Origin of the sequence: Halomonas getboli (genome assembly GCF_023094245.1) — a bacterium.
In the GTDB taxonomy this organism is placed as follows: domain Bacteria; phylum Pseudomonadota; class Gammaproteobacteria; order Pseudomonadales; family Halomonadaceae; genus Halomonas; species Halomonas getboli.
This window is the reverse complement of record NZ_JALMEW010000001.1, coordinates 994511-1012353: the sequence shown is the minus strand read 5'-3', so window position 1 is coordinate 1012353 and position 17843 is coordinate 994511. Positions and strand designations below refer to the sequence as shown.

17 protein-coding genes and 3 tRNA genes are annotated in these 17843 nt (G+C 66.7%); 12 read left to right on the top strand and 8 right to left on the bottom strand.

Annotated features, from left to right (window positions below; genetic code table 11):
- Positions 1-33: 33 nt before the first annotated feature.
- The 3 genes from glpK to MYL53_RS04845 form a co-directional block, all read right to left on the bottom strand.
- On the bottom strand, positions 34-1539 hold the full coding sequence (glpK, locus tag MYL53_RS04855) for a glycerol kinase GlpK (RefSeq protein WP_247852328.1): 1506 nt from the start codon (positions 1537-1539) through the stop codon (positions 34-36).
- Between the two features lie 72 nt (positions 1540-1611).
- Positions 1612-2421 (bottom strand): MIP/aquaporin family protein, encoded by an 810-nt coding sequence (locus tag MYL53_RS04850; protein WP_247852327.1) that lies wholly within the window; start codon positions 2419-2421, stop codon positions 1612-1614.
- Positions 2422-2778: 357 nt separating this feature from the next.
- Complete coding sequence (locus MYL53_RS04845; RefSeq protein WP_247852326.1) at positions 2779-3537, bottom strand: DeoR/GlpR family transcriptional regulator; 759 nt, start codon at positions 3535-3537, stop codon at positions 2779-2781.
- Positions 3538-3788: 251 nt separating this feature from the next.
- On the opposite strand from MYL53_RS04845, the gene MYL53_RS04840 reads away from it, so the two are divergent.
- From MYL53_RS04840 to MYL53_RS04830, 3 genes are all read left to right on the top strand, one after another.
- Positions 3789-3865, top strand: a tRNA-Val gene (locus MYL53_RS04840).
- Between the two features lie 20 nt (positions 3866-3885).
- Positions 3886-3962 (top strand) — tRNA-Val (locus tag MYL53_RS04835).
- Positions 3963-3983: 21 nt separating this feature from the next.
- A tRNA-Val gene (locus MYL53_RS04830) sits at positions 3984-4060 on the top strand.
- Positions 4061-4189: 129 nt separating this feature from the next.
- Here the strand turns inward: MYL53_RS04830 and MYL53_RS04825 are convergent.
- The 4 genes from MYL53_RS04825 to MYL53_RS04810 form a co-directional block, all read right to left on the bottom strand.
- Positions 4190-4645, bottom strand: coding sequence for a GAF domain-containing protein (locus MYL53_RS04825; protein ID WP_247852325.1), 456 nt, complete (start codon positions 4643-4645; stop codon positions 4190-4192).
- A 77-nt stretch (positions 4646-4722) separates the two neighbouring features.
- Positions 4723-5547 (bottom strand): MetQ/NlpA family ABC transporter substrate-binding protein, encoded by an 825-nt coding sequence (locus MYL53_RS04820; protein ID WP_247852324.1) that lies wholly within the window; start codon positions 5545-5547, stop codon positions 4723-4725.
- A gap of 263 nt (positions 5548-5810) precedes the next feature.
- Positions 5811-6464 carry a methionine ABC transporter permease gene (locus tag MYL53_RS04815; RefSeq protein ID WP_247852322.1) on the bottom strand — a complete coding sequence of 218 codons (654 nt, stop codon included), beginning with the start codon at positions 6462-6464 and terminating at the stop codon, positions 5811-5813.
- Complete coding sequence (locus MYL53_RS04810) at positions 6445-7494, bottom strand: methionine ABC transporter ATP-binding protein (RefSeq protein WP_247852321.1); 1050 nt, start codon at positions 7492-7494, stop codon at positions 6445-6447. The genes MYL53_RS04815 and MYL53_RS04810 overlap by 20 nt, the downstream gene beginning before the upstream one ends.
- A 444-nt stretch (positions 7495-7938) precedes the next feature.
- On the opposite strand from MYL53_RS04810, the gene MYL53_RS04805 reads away from it, so the two are divergent.
- From MYL53_RS04805 to MYL53_RS04765, 9 genes are all read left to right on the top strand, one after another.
- Positions 7939-8568, top strand: a complete 630-nt coding sequence (locus MYL53_RS04805) for a riboflavin synthase subunit alpha (protein ID WP_247852319.1) — start codon at positions 7939-7941, stop codon at positions 8566-8568.
- A 182-nt stretch (positions 8569-8750) separates the two neighbouring features.
- Positions 8751-10055: an NCS2 family permease gene (locus MYL53_RS04800; protein ID WP_247852317.1), complete on the top strand. Its 1305-nt coding sequence runs from the start codon at positions 8751-8753 to the stop codon at positions 10053-10055.
- A 21-nt stretch (positions 10056-10076) separates the two neighbouring features.
- A complete protein-coding gene (locus MYL53_RS04795; protein ID WP_247852315.1) occupies positions 10077-10622 on the top strand; it encodes an adenine phosphoribosyltransferase in 546 nt (181 codons plus the stop codon).
- A 4-nt stretch (positions 10623-10626) separates the two neighbouring features.
- A complete protein-coding gene (gene gpt / locus MYL53_RS04790; protein WP_247852394.1) occupies positions 10627-11106 on the top strand; it encodes a xanthine phosphoribosyltransferase in 480 nt (159 codons plus the stop codon).
- Positions 11107-11108: 2 nt separating this feature from the next.
- Positions 11109-11795, top strand: coding sequence for a uracil-DNA glycosylase (ung, locus tag MYL53_RS04785; protein WP_247852313.1), 687 nt, complete (start codon positions 11109-11111; stop codon positions 11793-11795).
- Positions 11796-12021: 226 nt separating this feature from the next.
- Positions 12022-12651, top strand: coding sequence for a uracil phosphoribosyltransferase (upp, locus tag MYL53_RS04780; RefSeq protein ID WP_247852311.1), 630 nt, complete (start codon positions 12022-12024; stop codon positions 12649-12651).
- Between the two features lie 207 nt (positions 12652-12858).
- Complete coding sequence (locus tag MYL53_RS04775) at positions 12859-14106, top strand: uracil-xanthine permease family protein (RefSeq protein WP_247852309.1); 1248 nt, start codon at positions 12859-12861, stop codon at positions 14104-14106.
- Positions 14107-14238: 132 nt separating this feature from the next.
- Complete coding sequence (locus tag MYL53_RS04770; RefSeq protein WP_247852307.1) at positions 14239-15420, top strand: acyl-CoA dehydrogenase; 1182 nt, start codon at positions 14239-14241, stop codon at positions 15418-15420.
- Positions 15421-15476: 56 nt separating this feature from the next.
- Complete coding sequence (locus MYL53_RS04765; RefSeq protein ID WP_247852305.1) at positions 15477-16748, top strand: CaiB/BaiF CoA transferase family protein; 1272 nt, start codon at positions 15477-15479, stop codon at positions 16746-16748.
- 58 nt (positions 16749-16806) lie between these two features.
- Here the strand turns inward: MYL53_RS04765 and ppsR are convergent, their stop codons facing one another.
- The gene (gene ppsR / locus MYL53_RS04760) at positions 16807-17640 is read right to left on the bottom strand and encodes a posphoenolpyruvate synthetase regulatory kinase/phosphorylase PpsR (protein WP_247852303.1); all 834 of its coding nucleotides are present in this window, start codon (positions 17638-17640) and stop codon (positions 16807-16809) included.
- Between the last annotated feature and the right edge of the window lie 203 nt (positions 17641-17843).

The following is a 17843-nucleotide window of genomic DNA, read 5'->3' as shown; positions in this document are numbered from 1 at the left end:
TTGCGGGCGCTCGCGGCGAGCGCCCGGTCGGATTCATTCGGCGTCTTCGCGTTCCCAGTCCATGGTGCGACGCACGGCCTTCTTCCAGCCCTTGTAGCGCCGCTCGCGGTCCTCGGTGGTCATCTGGGGGGTGAAGATGCGATCGAGCTCGCCCTTGTCGGCGACCTCGGGCTGGGTCCACAGGCCGACGGCGATGCCGGCCAGATAGGCGGCGCCCAGGGCGGTGGTCTCGGTGACGCAGGGGCGGGCGACGTCGACGCCGAGCATGTCCGACTGGAACTGCATCATCACGTTGTTGGCCACGGCGCCGCCGTCGACCCGCAGCGACTTCAGGGTGATGCCGGAGTCGGTCTGCATGGCGTCGATGATGTCGCGGGTCTGGTAGGCCAGGGCGTCCAGGGTGGCGCGGGTGATGTGCTCCTTGCTGGAGCCGCGGGTCAGCCCGAAGATCGCGCCGCGGGCGTACATGTCCCAGTAGGGCGCACCGAGGCCGGCGAAGGCCGGGACCACATAGACGCCGCCCGAGTCCGACACCTTGCCGGCGTAGTACTCGGAATCCTCGGCGGAGTCGATCAGCTTGAGCTCGTCGCGCAGCCACTGCACCGCGGCGCCGGCGATGAAGATCGAGCCCTCCAGGGCGTAGGTGACCTTGCCGTCGAGGCCCCAGGCGATGGTGGTGAGCAGGCCCGAGCGCGAAGGCACCGGGGTCTCGCCGGTATTCATCAGCAGGAAGCAGCCGGTGCCGTAGGTGTTCTTGACCATGCCGGTCTCGAAGCAGGCCTGGCCGAACAGCGCCGCCTGCTGGTCGCCGGCGATCCCGGCGATGGGAATGCGGGCGCCGCCGAACATCTCGCCGTCGGTGGTGCCGTAGACTTCGCTGGAGGAGCAGACCTCGGGCAGCATGGCGCGAGGAATGTTCAGCGCATCCAGCAGCCGGTCGTCCCAGTCGAGGGCATGGATGTCGAACAGCATGGTGCGCGAGGCGTTGGTGACGTCGGTGATGTGGCGCTCGCCGCGGGTCAGGTTCCACACCAGCCAGCTGTCCATGGTGCCGAACAGCAGTTCGCCGCGTTCGGCGCGCGCCTGGGCGCCCTCGACCTGATCGAGGATCCAGCGGATCTTGGTGCCCGAGAAGTAGGCGTCGACCACCAGGCCGGTGGCCTCGCGGATATGGCTTTCCAGCCCGCGCGCCTTGAGCTCGTCGCACAGCGGCGCGGTGCGTCGGTCCTGCCACACGATGGCCGGATGGATCGGCTTGCCGGTCTGGCGATCCCAGATCACGGTGGTCTCGCGCTGGTTGGTGATGCCGATCGCCGCGACCTCGGCGGGCTTGATGCCGTAGGTCTCGAGCGCCTCGCGGGCGACGCCCATCTGGCTGCCCCAGATCTCCATGGCGTCGTGCTCGACCCGGCCGGGTTCGGGGAAGGACTGGGTGAATTCCTTCTGGGTGCTGCCGACGATGCGGGCTTCCTCGTCGAAGAGAATGGCGCGGCAGCTGGTGGTGCCCTGGTCGAAGGACATGATGTAGCGAGCGGTCATGAGCGAGATTCCTTGGCGTCGATGGTCTTATTGTCGGTCGGTATCGAGAGGCGTGCCGATGCCGTGTGGGGATCAGCCGTGGTGGCGCGAGGCGGCGCGGCGGCCGGCGAGGGCGCCGGCGACCAGGTACAGCAGCACGGCCGCAAGCGCCACGGCCAGCACCGTCAGGCTGCCTTCGACCACCACGTGCTGATAGAAGAGCCCGCCGCCGACGCCGCCGATGATCGGGCCGAGCACCGGAATCCAGGCATAGCGCCAGTTGGCGCCGGTCTTGCCGGGAATCGGCAGCAGGGCGTAGGCCAGCCGGGGACCGAAGTCGCGGGCGGGGTTGATGGCATAGCCGGTGGTGCCGCCCAGCGACAGGCCGATGGCCAGCACCAGCAGGCCGACGATCAGCGGATTCAGGCCTTCGGTGAAGTCGTTGGCGCCGATGGCCAGCACGCCGAGGGACAGCACGAAGGTGCCGATGATCTCGCTGAGCAGGTTGGCCGGGGCGTTGGCGATGGCGGGGTCGGTACAGAACACTGCGCGCTTGGCGTCGGCATCCTCGGTGGCGCGCCAGTGCGGGGCATAGTGCAGCCATACCACCACCGCGCCCAGGAAGGCGCCGATGAACTGGCCAAGCAGGTAGATCGGTACCTGGCGCCAAGGGAATTCACCGATCGTCGCCAGGGCGAGGGTGATGGCCGGGTTGATGTGGGCGCCGCTGAATCGGCCCACGGCATAGATGGCCATGGCCACGCCGAGCCCCCAGCCGAAGGTGATCACGAGCCAGCCGCTGGCCTCTGCCTTGGAGCCCTTGAGGACGACGCCGGCGACGACGCCGCCGCCGAAGATGATCAATAGCATGGTGCCGAGCAGTTCACCGAGAAAGGGGGTCATGAGCGGGTCTCCATTGGCGGCTTGTCGTTGTGATCGGCTCATCGAGTGAAATGTTCGAATTCGCCATTTGGCGTTCTTATAAGTTCGATAGCGAAAATTATGCTAGAGGAGGCGGCAGGCGTCGGCAAGACGATACGGGGACTTGATAGATACGACTTTGGTGGGGTGTGATGTTCAGGGGGTGCGCAGAAGGCGCCGCTGGATGGGGCTGGAATGACGCGCCGCGGGTGCGATGTCGAGGCGCGTGTGAGGCGGTCAGGCGATGGTCGTCGCTGTCAGGAAGTGGTGAGACAGCGGGAAGTCATGAGTGAAATCGAACATTTCGGTGCCGGGCGGATCATCGATACTCGGCGCGTCTCAGGCGATATGCAGTGCGACCTCGTGCTCGCGCAGCAGCGCGCCGATGGTCGCCGGCGGCTCGCGGTCGGTGAACAGGGCGTCGAGCTGGGCGATGTTGCCCTGACGGACCACCGGGTTGCGATGGAACTTGGAGTGGTCGGCGGCCAGGAAGACCTGGCGCGAGTTCTGGATGATGGCCTGGGCCACGCGCACTTCCTGATAGTCGAACTCCAGCAGCGAGCCGTCCTCGTCGATGCCGCTGATGCCGATCAGCCCGATGTCGACCTTGAACTGATGGATGAAGTCGATGGTGGCCTCGCCGATGATGCCGCCGTCCCGGGCGCGCACCTGGCCGCCGGCGACGATGACGTTGAAGTCCTCCTTGTGGTGCAGGGTGGCGGCCACGTTCAGGTTGTTGGTGATCACCTCGAGCCCCTGATGCTCAAGCAGCGCCTCGGCCACCAGTTCGTTGCTGGTGCCGATGTTGATGAACAGCGAGGCATGGTGGGGCACCTGGCGTGCCACGGCCTGGGCGATGCGGCGCTTGGCGTCGAGGTTGAGCGTCTTGCGCGTGTCGTAGGAGGCGTTGACCGTGCTCGATTCGATGCCGGCGCCGCCGTGGACCCGGCGCACCCGGCCCTCGCTGGCCAGGGCGTTGAGGTCGCGGCGGATCGTCTGGGGCGTGACCGCGAAGTGTTCGGTCAGCTGCTCGATGCTCACGTAGCCCTGGCGGCGGATCAGTTCGACGATGGCGTCTTGTCGTTGTGGTTGCTGCATGGCGTGGTTTCCCTGGCTCCGAACGCGTCGTCGGTTCGCCATGATCGTAAAGGAACATCCGGGCGCTTGGCGAGATCCGCTGCGGTGTCGAGCGTGGCGTCAGGCGGGTGCGGAACAGGGCGGATACGGATGGCGGAAATCGGCGCCGAATCGGCGAATCATTCGGCGAACTCAAGGGCTTGCATTTTTCCGCGGGGTCCGTAGAATACGCATCCGTTGTCACGGCACAGAACGTCGCAGACGGTGATAGTAGGACCATAGCTCAGTTGGTTAGAGCGCCACGTTGACATCGTGGAGGTCGGCGGTTCAAATCCGCCTGGTCCTACCAGCGCACACGACATCGACAGCAGGACCATAGCTCAGTTGGTTAGAGCGCCACGTTGACATCGTGGAGGTCGGCGGTTCAAATCCGCCTGGTCCTACCATCGCGCCGCGACATCGACAGCAGGACCATAGCTCAGTTGGTTAGAGCGCCACGTTGACATCGTGGAGGTCGGCGGTTCAAATCCGCCTGGTCCTACCAGATTCCAGAAAAACGCCCCGAGGCTCACGCTGCGGGGCGTTTTTCGTTGCGCCTGTGTCTGGGCGGCGCGGGACGATGCGCTCCGCCCGGCGGCTTTCGTGGCTGCCAGGCGCCAGGCGGAGCGAGGCCTCAGGCGAGGTCGCTGCGCTCGATGAAGACCTTTACCAGGGCCTCGAGGCCGGCCTGATCGTCGGCGCTGAAGCGGCCGCGCGACGGGCTGTCCAGGTCGAGCACGCCCCACAGGCGGTCGTTCACCACGATCGGGATCACCAGCTCGGCCTGGGAGGCGGCGTCGCAGGCGATATGGTCGGGAATGGCGTGGACGTCGTCGACGCGCTGGGTCTCGCGCGTGCGTGCCGCGGCGCCGCACACGCCCTTGCTGAACGGGATCGGGTGGCAGGCGGGCTGGCCCTGGAAGGGCCCGAGCGACAGCACCTCGGGCTGGCGCTGCAGATAGAAGCCTGCCCAGTTCAGCTCGGGTACCTGCTGCATGATGAAGGCGCAGGCTTGGGCGCTGTTGGTCAGCCAGTCGCGGGTGTCGAGCAGGGCGTCGAGCTGGCGGGCGAGCAGGGCGTAGTCGGTCATGGTGTCTCCTTCAACGCGCGGGGCCGGCTCAGTGGCCGGCCCCTTCGATAGCGCGATTCGCGATCGTTCGACGCGGATTACTCGGCGTTCTCGGACTCGGCGTCGTCGGTGGTCCAGCCGGGGACGGCGGCCCCTTTGAACAGCTCCTCGGCCTTGGCGACGACCTCGTCGCTCTGGTAGGCGTCGACCAGCTGCTGGATCTCCTCGCGGTCCTCGTCGCCGGCGCGCACGGCGATCAGGTTGACGTAGGGAGAGTCCGGGCCTTCCTTGATCAGGGCGTCGTCCAGGCCCAGGCCGGCCGGCTGGGCGAAGGTGTTGTTGATGAAGGCCATGTCGACGTCGGGCAGCACGCGGGGCAGCTGGGCGGCCTCGATCTCGCGGAAGTCGAAGTCGTGCGGGTTCTCGACCACGTTCAGCGGGGTGGCCTCGAGGTTCTCCGGATCGTCCAGGGTGATCAGGCCCTGCTTGTGCATCAGGATCAGCGAGCGACCCTCGTTGGTCGGGTCGTTGGGCAGGGCGATGGTGGCTCCGTCCGGCAGCGCGTCGATGCTGTCGTACTTCTCGGAGTAGGCGCCGATCGGGTAGACGAAGGTGCGGCCGGCGATGGCGAAGTCGTAGCCGCGGTCGTTGATCATCGACTGCATGTACGGTTCGTGCTGATAGGCGTTGGCGTCCAGGCTGCCGTCGGCCAGTGCGGCGTTGGGCGTGACGTAGTCGGTGAACTCGACGATTTCGACGTCCAGGCCGTAGCGCTTCTCGGCGAGGTCGGCCGCCACCTGCATGACGTCGGTCTCGGGGCCGGCCACGGTGCCGACCTTGATGCTGTGCTCGTCGGCGTTGGCCTGGCCGATCGCCAGGGCCAGGGCGGAGGCGGCGAGGCCGCGGGTCAGGATGCTGCGCATGTCGATGTCTCCCTGTCGAAGCTGACGTGAGGTTTGCCCACGACTATAAAGGTATAAAAACGAGATGTGTAATGTGATTTGGTTATCAGCCTGATGTGAACTCAACGGGGTGGCGCTGATTGACGTTACGAGCGAAGGCAGGCTGGCCGCCGCCGGAGCGCAGCTCCCGGAGTGTAGCCCGCTACATGAGGAGCGACCGGGCCGGCGCACCGGTACCGCCGGCGGCCAGGATGTCGAGCGCAGTAGTCAAGCGGCGTCAGTCATCACTTGTGGTCGCTCTTGCGCACCAGGTAGTCCCCCAGGCTCTGGAAGCCCTGCACCAGCACCACCAGGATCACGACGGTGATCAGCATGATGGTGGGGTTGAAGCGATTGTAGCCGTAGCGAATGCCCAGATCGCCCAGGCCGCCGCCACCCACTGCGCCGGCCATGGCGGAGTAGCTGACCAGGGTGACGATGGTCACGGTCAGGGCAGTGAAGATACCGCCGCGGGCCTCGGGCAGCAGCACCTTGGTGATGATCTGCCACGGCGTGGCGCCCATGGACTGGGCGGCTTCCACTAGCCCCGGCGGGATCTCGTTCAGCGCGCCTTCCACCAGCCGCGCCACGAACGGGATGGCGGCGATGGTCAGCGGTACCACGGCGGCATTGGTGCCGATGGAGGAGCCGACCAGGGCACGGGTGAAGGGGATGATCGCGACCATCAGGATGATGAAGGGCACCGAGCGGCCCACGTTGGTGATCATGCCGAGCACGCCGTTGAGCGCCGGCTGGGCGAGAATCTGCCGCGGGCGGGTGACGTTGAGCAGCACGCCCAGCGGAATGCCCACCAGCGCCGAGATCAGCCCGGAAATCGCCACCATATAGAGCGTGTCGAGGGTGGCCTCGAGGATCAGTTCAATCATCGCGCTGGACATGGCCGAGCACCTCCACCTTCAGGTCATGGGTTTCCAGGTAGTCGATGGCGCGGCGCGTGTCGTTCGCGTCGCCCATCAGTTCGGCGATCATCAGCCCCAGGGTGCGATCCTGGATCGACTCCACCTTGGCCTCGAGGATGCTGACGTCGACGCCGCACTCCCGGGCCAGTCGCGAGATCAGCGGCGTGGAGACGGCATCGCCGGAGAAGGCCAGGCGTACCACCGGGTGCGTCTTGTCGCCGGGCGTGTCTTCCAGGCGCTCGATCAGGCTGCGCGGCGGCTCGAGCTCGAGGAAGTCGTTGAGGAAGTCTCGGCCCAGCTGGGTGCCGGGGGCGGTGAAGAAGTCGCCGACCTCGGCCTCCTCGACCAGCTCGCCGCCGGAGATCAGGCTGACGCGATGGCAGATCGTCTTGACCACCTCCATCTCGTGGGTGATCAGCAGGATGGTCAGGCCGAGCTTGTGGTTGATGTCCTGCAGCAGCTCCAGGATGGCGCCGGTGGTATGGGGGTCGAGTGCCGAGGTGGCCTCGTCGCACAGCAGCACCCGCGGGCGGCTGGCCAGCGCCCGGGCGATGGCCACGCGCTGTTTCTGGCCGCCGGAGAGCTGCGCCGGGTAGTGGCTGGCCTTGTCGGACAGGCCGACCAGTTCCAGCAGCGGGGTGACGCGATCAAGGATCTCGGCCTTCCTGACGCCCATCAGCTCCAGCGGTAAGGCGACGTTGTCGAACACGCTGCGCGAGGTCAGCAGGTTGAAGTGCTGGAAGATCATGCCGATGCGATGGCGCGCCTGGTTGAGCGCGTCGCGGGACAGGCCGGTGAGCTCCTGGCCGTCCACGGTGACGGTGCCCGTGGTCGGGCGCTCGAGCAGGTTCACGCAGCGGATCAGGGTCGACTTGCCGGCGCCGGACAGGCCGATCACGCCGTGGATCTGGCCCTGGGGCACATGCAGGTCGACGGGCTTGAGCGCTTCAACGCCGCCGCGCTTGCCCTTGGTGAAGTAGGTCTTGGATACGTTCTGGAGTCGAATCATCTGGGCCACCGGGGTGGCGCCGGGGAGAGGGGCGGGCGAACAGCGCAAGGGCGGCCAAAAAAAAGGCCACCCTGACGGGTGGCCATCAACGCTGGACACACCCTTTTAGCTGCACTTCACACCGCACGGCTCGAGAGCCATGCGGCGTCGGCGCCCGCAATCCGGGTCCAAATCGGCGCCGTCAAAATGTGCGCGCATCTTAGGTATCGAACGGGCGTATGTCAAACCATTTGGTCCAAGCGAGCGTTCGTTTGCCCAAGGAATGGTGAAAATCACCAGCAAAGCGCTTGAGACAGGCGGAAAATCTGGCAGGAAAGGGCCTGGAGAGCCTTGGTCGGCAGGGGAGAAGGGCGCCGGACCGCCATGGACGGGCGCCTCCCCCTTTCCCTACACTGAGCCCCTTTCGCCCGTTCGGGCGGCACGACACGAGAGGAAGATCAGCACATGTTCACAGGCATCGTGCAGGGCATGGCCGAGGTGGTGGCCATCGAGGAAGCGGAGGCCTTCCGCACCCATGTAGTGCGCCTGCCGGGGGCGCTGGGCGAGGGGCTCGAGATCGGCGCCTCGGTGGCGCACAACGGGGTCTGCCTGACCGTCACCGGGATCGACGGCGAGCGCGTCAGCTTCGATCTGATGCGCGAGACCCTGCGCGTGACCAACCTGGGCGAGCTGGCCGTGGGCGACCGGGTCAACGTCGAGCGCGCGGCGCGCTTTGGCGACGAGATCGGCGGCCATGCCATGTCCGGCCACGTGATCGCCACCGCCGAGCTGGTGTCCCTCGACGATGCGCCCAACAACCGGCGGCTGTGGTTCGAGCTGCCCGAGCGCCTGGGCCGCTTCGTGTTCGACAAGGGTTATATCGGGGTCGACGGTGCCAGTCTGACCATCGGCGAGGCGCGGCCGGCGACGGCCGAGCACGGTCCGCGCTTCTGCGTCGACCTGATTCCCGAGACCCTGGCCCGTACCGTACTCGCCGACCGGGTGCCGGGCGATCGCGTCAACATCGAGATCGACCCCCAGACCCAGGCCATCGTCGAGACGGTGGAGAGGGTGATGGCGTCCCGCGACGCCTGAGGCGTTCAGTGTGCGTTGGCCAGTCCGCTGGCCAGCGCACCGGCCATCCCTTATATATCAGGAGGTCATGCCGCAGCGTCGGTAGCGGATGGCGCCTCGATTCCCGGGACGCCATCCGCTACCATGTGCGGCTTTTCTCGCACCCAGCAGGACGCCAAAGCGCCGCACAGGACGACTTCTCCATGCAGAAAAGCCTGATCGAACGTCACTTCAAGCTCGCCGAACACGGCACGAACGTGAAGACCGAGATCATCGCCGGGATCACCACCTTCCTGACGATGGCCTACATCATCTTCGTCAACCCTAGCATCCTCTCCGAGTCCGGCATGGACTACGGCGCGGTGTTCGTCGCCACCTGCGTGGCCTCCGCGGTGGGCTGTCTCATCATGGGCCTTTGGGCCAACTATCCCATCGCCATGGCACCCGGCATGGGCCTGAACGCCTTCTTCACCTACGGCGTGGTGATGGGCATGGGCTATGCCTGGGAGACGGCGCTGGGGGCGGTGTTCCTGTCCGGCTTCACCTTCTTCCTGCTCAGCGTGTTCCGCATTCGCGAGTGGATCATCAACTCGATTCCCATGTCGCTGCGCCTCGGCATCGCCGCCGGCATCGGCCTGTTCCTGGCCATGATCGCGCTGAAGAACGCCGGCATCGTGGTCGCCAACCCGGCCACCTACGTGGCGCTGGGCGATCTGTCCGAGCCGTCGGCGCTCTATGCGCTGCTCGGCTTCTTCGTGATCACCGCGCTGTCGCATCTGCGCGTCACCGGCGCTGTGATGATCGGCATCCTCGGCATCACCGTGCTGTCGATGCTGCTGGGCCACAACGAGTTTGGCGGGGTCGTCTCCATGCCGCCCTCCATCGCACCGACGCTGATGAAGCTCGACGTGGTCGGTGCCTTCGACGTGGCCATGATCAGCGTGGTGTTCGCCTTCCTGTTCGTCGACCTGTTCGACACTTCCGGCACCCTGATCGGCGTCGCCCACCGTGGCGGGCTGCTCGACGAGGACGGCAAGCTGCCGCGCATCGGCCGCGCCATGATGGCCGACAGCGGCGCCTCCATGGCCGGGGCGGCGCTCGGCACCTCGACCACCACCAGCTACATCGAGTCCACCGCCGGCATCATCTCCGGCGGGCGTACCGGCCTCACCGCCGTGGTGGTCGGCGTGCTGTTCCTGGTCAGCCTGTTCTTCTCGCCGCTGGCTGGCTCCATCCCGGCCTACGCCACCGCCGGCGCGCTGCTCTACGTGGCGGTGCTGATGGCCGGCAGCCTGGCGCATGCCAACTGGGATGACGCCACCGAGGCGGCGCCGGTGCTGATCGCGGCGCTGGCCATGCCGTTGACCTTTTCCATCGCCGAGGGCATTGCCCTGGGCTTCGTCAGCTATGCCGCCATCAAGGCCCTGTCCGGTCGCTTCCGAGACCTGAACCCGGCCGTGGTGGTGCTGGCGCTGGTCTTCAGCGCCAAGCTGCTGTTCCTCGATTGACACCGAACGACGAGAATCGCGATGAGCATCTACGGCGACTACATCAAGTCCGTCATCCGCACCGTCCCCGACTGGCCTCAGCCCGGGGTCAACTTTCGTGACATCACGCCGCTGCTGCAGAACAGCTCGGCCTTCCGCAAGCTGATCGACAGCTTCGTGCACCGCTACCAGGACCTGGAGCTCGACGCGATTGCCGCCATCGACGCCCGTGGCTTCATCGTCGGCGCGCCGCTGGCCTACGAGCTGGGCTGCAGCTTCGTGCCGGTGCGCAAGAAGGGCAAGCTGCCGTTCAAGACCATCAGCGAGACCTACACGCTGGAATACGGCGAGGCCGAGGTCGAGCTGCACAGCGACGCCTTCCGCGAGGGCGACCGCATCCTGGTGGTCGACGACCTGATCGCCACCGGCGGCACCATGCTGGCCGCGGCCAAGCTGATCACCCGTAGCGGCGGCCACGTGGTCGAGACCGCCACCATCGTCGACCTGCCGGATCTGGGCGGCGCCGATCGTATCCGCGAGGCCGGCTTCAACGTCTTCGCGGTCTGCTCCTTCACCGAGGACGAGTGACGCCATCATGAGTCATCGCTATCACCAGCACTTCACCGTGTCCTGGGACCAGCTCCACCGTGACGTGCGCGAGCTCTGCCAGCGTCTGGTCGAGCGCGACTTCCGGGGCATCGTCGCCATCACCCGCGGCGGGCTGATTCCGGCGGCGCTGATCGCCCGCGAGCTCAACGTGCGGCTGATCGACACCGTCTGCATCAAGAGCTACGAGGGCCAGGATCAGGGCCAGCTCGAGGTGATGAAGGGCGTCGACCACGACGGCGACGGCTGGCTGCTGGTGGATGACCTGGTCGATACCGGCAAGACCGCGCGCAAGGTGCGCGAGCTGCTGCCCCGTGCGCACTTCGTCACCGTCTATGCCAAGCCGGAAGGGCGCCCGCTGGTCGACCAGTACCTCACCGAGGTGGCCCAGGACTGCTGGATCCAGTTCCCCTGGGACATGGGCGTGACCTACGTCGAACCCCTGGCCGACCGGATCAAGCGCTGACCATGAACTGCCCGCTACCCGACAGCTGGCAGCGCTGGCTCGGCGACGAGTTCGCCGCGCCCTACATGCAGGTGCTGCGCGACTTCCTGGCGGCCGAGAAGGCCGCCCGCAAGGTCATCTACCCGCACTCTTCGGACTGGTTCCGGGCCTTCGAACTGACCCCGCTGGACCGGGTCAAGGTGGTGATCCTCGGCCAGGACCCGTACCACGGGCCGGGTCAGGCCCACGGCCTGTGCTTCTCGGTGCGCCCCGGCGTGCGCATTCCGCCGTCGCTGGTCAACGTCTACAAGGAACTGGCCGCCGACGTCGGCTTCATGCCCGTCGATCACGGCAATCTGGAACACTGGGCACGCCAGGGGGTGCTGCTGCTCAACACCTCGCTGACGGTGGAGCAGGGCAACGCCGGCTCCCACCGCGGCAAGGGCTGGGAGACCTTCACCGACCGCGCCATCGCCACGGTCAGCGAACACGCCGGGCCCACGGTCTTCCTGCTGTGGGGCAGCCACGCACGTCAGAAGAAGGCGCTGATCGACACCACGCGCCATCTGGTGCTGGAGTCGCCGCATCCGTCGCCGCTGTCGGCGCACCGCGGCTTCTTCGGCAACCATCACTTCTCGCGGGCCAACGCCTTCCTGGCCGAGCACGGCCGCGAGCCGATCGACTGGCAGCTGCCGGCCACGCCGGCGTGAGCCGGGCCGTTTCCGGGCGCAGCATCGTCCGGAAGCGGCCTTGGCCGGCGATGTCATCGCCCTGCATCCTGCCTTTCGCCCGACGATCCTGTCCGCCAGGGCTCGTTTCAACGGTCGCCTTAACCTCGAGGCGGCTTGCGGGTAGAATGGCGCGCGATTTTGCGCACGCCCGGCGTGCGACTAAGCTTTATTTGCCGACGAATCCCCTGCCCCGAGAGGTCCGCCCATGAGTGTCCACGCCATCCAGCATCCCCTGGTCCAGCACAAGCTGGGACTGATGCGCGAGGCCGGTATCAGCACCAAGAGTTTTCGTGAACTGGCCGGCGAGGTGGCCAAGCTGCTGACCTACGAGGCGACTCAGGATCTCGAACTGGAGACCCAGGAGATCGATGGCTGGAGCGGCAACAAGATTCCGGTCCAGCAGCTCAAGGGCAAGAAGACCACCATCGTGCCGATCCTGCGCGCCGGCCTCGGCATGCTCGACGGCGTCACCGACCTGATTCCCAGCGCGCGGATCAGCGTGGTCGGCCTCTACCGCGACGAGGAGACCCTCGAGCCGGTGCCGTACTTCTCCAAGTTCGCCGGCGAGCTGGACGAGCGCATGGCCATCGTCATCGACCCGATGCTGGCCACCGGCGGCACCATGGTCGCGACGCTGGACATGCTGCGCGAGCGCGGCTGCCAGCACATGAAGGTGATCGTGCTGGTCGCCTCGCCCGAGGGCATCAAGCGCGTTCAGGATTCCTATCCGGACATCGAGATCTACACCGCCGCCGTGGACGAGCGCCTCGACGAGCACGGCTATATCGTCCCGGGGCTCGGGGATGCCGGCGACAAGATCTTCGGCACCCGCTGATTGTTGGCCGGCACCTGGCTGCGCTCGACCATACGGCGTTAAGAAGCGACTCAAGATGCTCATTTACTTCAGTAAACTCCGCTCTTTCCTCGCTTCTTGCCTTGTCTGGTCGTCGCTCGCCGTGGTGCCCGCTCAACAATAGACTCTTTGCTTCAACGCCCCTGATCAGGGGCGTTTTTCTGCCTGGCTCTTACGGAGAGACTTCGGATGACGGAAAGACCCGCCTCCTCGACTGCCCCGACGGTCGGATCACCCCTGCGCACGCTGATCGTCGGCGCCCAGATGCTGTTCGTGGCCTTCGGCTCGCTGGTGCTGGTGCCGCTGCTGACCGGCCTCGACCCCAACGTGGCGCTGTTCACCGCCGGCCTCGGCACCCTGGTGTTCCACGCCGTGACCCGCAACAGCGTACCGGTGTTCCTGGCCTCGTCGTTCGCCTTCATCGCGCCGATCCAGGGGTCGGTGGCGAGCTTCGGCGTGTCCGCGACCCTCGGCGGACTGCTGGCCGCGGGCCTGGTTTATGTAGTGATCTCCCAGATCGTGCGCCTCAAGGGCACCGTCTGGCTGCACTACCTGCTGCCGCCGGTGGTGGTGGGGCCGGTGATCATGGTGATCGGCCTGGCCCTGGCGCCGGTGGCGGTGGACATGGCCACCGGCGGCACCAGCGACGCCATCGGCTACGGCCGGGCCATGGTGCTGTCCATGGCCAGCCTGCTGGTGACCCTGGTGCTGGCGGTGTTCGGCCGTGGCCTGATCCGGCTGATCCCGATTCTCGGCGGCATCGCCACCGGCTATGCGCTGGCCGCGCTGATGGGCGTGGTCGACTACACCCCGGTGAAGGAGGCGGCCTGGCTGGCGCTGCCCGAGTTCGTGACGCCGAGCTTCCACTGGGCGGCGGTGCTGTTCATGATTCCGGTGGCCATCGCCCCGGCGGTCGAGCACATCGGCGACATGATCGCCATCGGCTCGGTGACGCGCCGCAACTACCTGGAAAAGCCCGGCCTGCACCGCACCCTGCTGGGCGACGGCCTGGCCACCAGCGTGGCGGCGCTGTTCGGCGGGCCGCCCAATACCACCTATTCCGAGGTCACCGGCGCCGTGACCCTGACCCGTGCCTTCAACCCGCGGATCATGGTGGTCACCGCGGTGATCGCCGTGCTGCTGTCGTTTCTCGGCAAGCTCGGCGCCGTGCTGCAGACCATCCCGGGCCCGGTGATGGGCGGCATCATGACGCTGCTGTTCGGTTCCATCGCGGTGGTCGGCATGAACACCCTGGTGCGCGCCGGCAAGCCGCTGACCGCACCGCGCAACCTGGTGGTGGTGTCGCTGATCCTGGTGTTCGGCATCGGCGGCATGCAGCTGGGCGGCGGCCAGTTCACCCTGCAGGGCGTGGGCCTCGCCGCGCTGGTGGGCATCCTGCTCAACGCCATCCTGCCGCGGGCCGAAGAAGACGAGTAACGGCCTGGCTGCCGGCGCTGTCGCGGCGCCGGTGGCCAGACTGTCTCCCCTTATCCTCCCTTCGTCTGGCTTGGCAGGGGCACTCCTAAGGTCTACATTTTTAAAAAATGTAGACATTCATCGGAGCGCCCCATGAGCCAGATCACTCCCATGACCTGGGATGACCCCTTCCGCCTCATCGATCAGCTGGACGGCGACGAGCGTCTGGTCCAGCAGACCGCCCACGACTACTGCCAGGAGCAGCTGCTGCCCCGGGTGCGCGAGGCCAACCGCCTGGAGCGCTTCGATCGCGAGATCATGACCGAGATGGGCGAGCTCGGCCTGCTCGGGGCGACCATCGACGGCTACGGCTGCGCCGGGATGAACTATGTCAGCTACGGGCTGATCGCCCGAGAGGTCGAGCGGGTCGATTCCGGCTATCGCAGCGCCATGAGCGTGCAGTCGAGCCTGGTCATGTACCCGATTCACGCCTTCGGCAGCGAGGCCCAGAAGGATCGCTACCTGCCGAAGCTCGCCAGCGGCGAGTGGGTCGGCGCCTTCGGCCTCACCGAGCCGGATCACGGCTCCGATCCCGGCGCCATGTCGACCCGTGCCCGGCGCACCGACGGCGGCTGGCGGCTCAACGGCACCAAGACCTGGATCACCAACGCGCCGATCGCCGACGTCTTCGTGGTCTGGGCCCGGGACGAGGAGGGCACGATCCGCGGCTTCGTGCTGGAGAAGGACATGGCGGGACTCTCGGCGCCGAAGATCGAGGGCAAGTTCAGCCTGCGTGCTTCGACCACCGGCCAGATCGTGATGCAGGACGTGGAGGTCTCCGACGACGCCCGGCTGCCCGGCGTCACCGGCCTCAAGGGGCCCTTCTCGTGCTTCAACCGTGCCCGCTTCGGCATCGCCTGGGGCAGCATGGGGGCCGCGGAGGCCTGCTGGCATGCGGCCCGTCAGTACACCCTCGACCGCCAGCAGTTCGGCCGCCCGCTGGCCGCCAATCAGCTGATCCAGAAGAAGCTCGCCGACATGCAGACCGAGATCGCACTGGGCCTGCAGGCGGCGCTCAGAGTGGGGCGGATGATCGACGACGGCCAGCTGGTGCCCGAGACCATCTCGCTGATCAAGCGCAACAACTGCGGCAAGGCGCTGGACATCGCCCGCCAGGCCCGTGACATGCACGGCGGTAACGGCATCAGCGACGAATACCCCGTGATCCGCCACGTCATGAACCTCGAGGCGGTCAACACCTACGAGGGCACCCACGATATCCATGCGCTGATACTGGGTCGAGCGCAGACCGGCATTCAGGCCTTCACCGGCTAGCACAGGCCCCCTCGATGGCTTGACGCCGGAACAGCTCCAAGATGAGGGAGATCTCAATGAGCGGACCGCTGGACGGCGTGGTGGTGCTGGATCTGTCCCGGGTGCTGGCCGGGCCCTGGGCGGGGCAGCTGCTGGCCGACCTGGGCGCCCGAGTGATCAAGATCGAGCATCCCGTGCGCGGCGACGACACGCGCGGCTGGGGGCCGCCCTGGCTGGAGGACGAGGCGAGCGGCGAAGGGGACAGTGGAGAAGGTAGCGAAGAAGGTGGCAAAGAGGGCGTCGAGCGTCTGGCCGCCTATTACCTCTGCGCCAATCGCGGCAAGCAGTCGGTGGCCGTGGATATCGCCACCGAGGCGGGCCAGGCCCTGGTGCGTCGGCTCGCCGCCGGGGCCGACGTGCTGCTGGAGAACTTCAAGGTCGGCGGCCTGGCTCGCTACGGGCTCGATCACCAGAGCCTCAAGGCGGTGAATCCGCAGCTGGTCGGCTGCTCGATCACCGGCTTCGGCCAGGATGGCCCCTACGCTCATCGCGCCGGCTACGACTTCATGATCCAGGCCCTGGGCGGGCTGATGAGTCTGACCGGCGAGCCCGACGGCATGCCGATGAAGACCGGGGTGGCGATTACCGATGTGATGACCGGGCTCTACGCCGCCGTCGGCGTGCTGGCGGCGCTCTATGAGCGGCAGCAGGGCAGCGGGCCATCATCCGCCAAGGGGCGTCATATCGACGTGGCGCTGCTCGACGTCCAGCTGGCGACGCTGGCCAACCAGGCGCTCAATGCCCGGGTGACCGGCCAGAATCCCGCGCGCCACGGCAATGCCCATCCGAACATCGTGCCCTATCAGGCCTTCGCCTGCGCCGACGGCTACCTGGTGCTGACGGTGGGCAACGATGCTCAGTTCGCGCGCCTGGCCGAGCTGCTCGGGCATCCGGACTGGGCCGACGATCCCGCCTTTGCCACCAATGCCGCTCGGGTTGCACACCGCGAGTCGCTGGTGCCGCGGATCGCCGAGGCGTTCCTGACCCGGGGGCGCGACGCCTGGCTGGCCGATCTGGAAGGCCTCGGCATTCCCGCCGGGCCGATCAATACCCTGACCGAGGCCTTCGACGATCCCCAGGTGCGCCACCGCGGCCTGTGCCGTACCCTGACGCGCTCCGATGGATCGCCGGTGCCACAGATGGCCAATCCGCTGCGCTTCGACGGCGAGAGCGCCACCGCCGACGGCGCGCCGCCGGGCCTGGGCCAGGACAGCGATGCCGTGCTGGGCGAGCTGGGGCTGTCGGCGGACGATATCTCCCGGCTGCGGCGGCTGAATATCGTGCGCTGAGGCCCTGTGGTTCCTGAGGCTCAGTGTGCGCTGAGGCCCAGTGTTCTCCGAGATCAGGTCAGCGCGGCGAGAAGCGCCGGTTGATGCCGGTCTCGGCGATCATCCGGGTCGAGATCTCCTCCACCGAGAAGCGCGTGGTGTCGATATAGGGGATATGCATGCGGCGGTACAGCGCCTCGGCCTCGGCCACCTCCTGCACGCACTGGTCCATGGAGCTGTAGCGGCTGTTGGGGCGGCGCTCGTGACGGATCGCCGCCAGCCGGCGCGGGTCGATGGTCAGCCCGAACAGCTTGTGGCGGTGCTTGGCCAGCACCCCCGGCAGCTTGAGGCTGCCGTTGTCGTCCTGGTCGTCCTCTGTCAGTGGATAGTTGGCGGCGCGGATGCCGAACTGCAGCGCCAGGTACAGCGAGGTCGGCGTCTTGCCGCAGCGCGATACCCCGACCAGGATGATGTCGGCCTTGTCGTATTGGTGGGTGCGGGCGCCGTCGTCGTTGTCCAGGGCGAAGTGCACCGAGTGAATACGGTCCATGTAGACGTCGTCGCTGCCGATGGCATGGGTACGGCCGACGCTGTAGGAGGAGTGGGTGGCCAGCTCCTGCTCCAGCGGCTCGAGGAAGGTCGAGAAGATATCGACCTGGAAGCCCGGCGCGTTGCGGATCACGGCGCGAACGTCCTCGTCGACGATGGTGTCGATGATGATCGGCGTGTTGCCGTCCTTGACCGCGGTGGCCTCGATGATCTCGACCAGGCGTCTGGCCTTGTCGACGCTGTCGATATAGGGCTTGGTCAGCATGCGCATCTCGACGTTCTCGAACTGGGCCAGCAGGCTGCGACCCAGGCTCTCGGCGGTGATACCGGTGCCGTCGGAAATGAAGAAGGCGGTGCGTGTCATGGGGTTCGCTCGGACGGGAAAGGATGGCGTCATTGTCGAGTCTCGCGCGAGGCCAGACAAGCGCGACTACAGGAAACGCCAGGATCGGCGAATTGTTGTAAAAAACCTTCAGTGACTTAGCTGTTAGACCAATGGCGAATATGGCGGGCCGTTGATAGAGTCGTTCGCATCCACTCATGACGGTGCGTCATGCACTTTCCGGT